The sequence below is a fragment of the Acinetobacter sp. genome (genome assembly GCF_036666595.1).
Lineage (GTDB): Bacteria > Pseudomonadota > Gammaproteobacteria > Pseudomonadales > Moraxellaceae > Acinetobacter.
Window position 1 is genome coordinate 239 of sequence record NZ_JAVWVO010000172.1, and the last position, 264, is coordinate 502.

Annotated in this window: 1 pseudogene; it reads left to right on the top strand. The window is 37.9% G+C overall.

Annotated features, from left to right (window positions below):
- Positions 1–249 (top strand): annotated as a pseudogene (locus RR876_RS17440) (RepB family plasmid replication initiator protein); the annotation flags it as partial.
- Positions 250–264 lie beyond the last annotated feature (15 nt).

Here is a 264-nt window from a genome sequence, read left to right on the forward strand (position 1 = left end):
AAGCCAAAGAAAGTGGTTGCTGCCAATAGTGAAAGTCCAACTCCCCTTGATCTTTTCTCAAAAATGACCGATGCACAACGCCATTTGTTTGCTAATAAACTGTCAGAACTTGCTGACATGAGTAAGTACTCTCAAGGTACCGAAAGCTATGCACAATTTGCTGTTCGAATTGCTGAAATGCTACAGAATCAAGAGAAATTTGAAGAACTACTACCGTATCTTAAAAAAGTAGGATTTAACGCAAAATAAACTTCATGTTCAGGT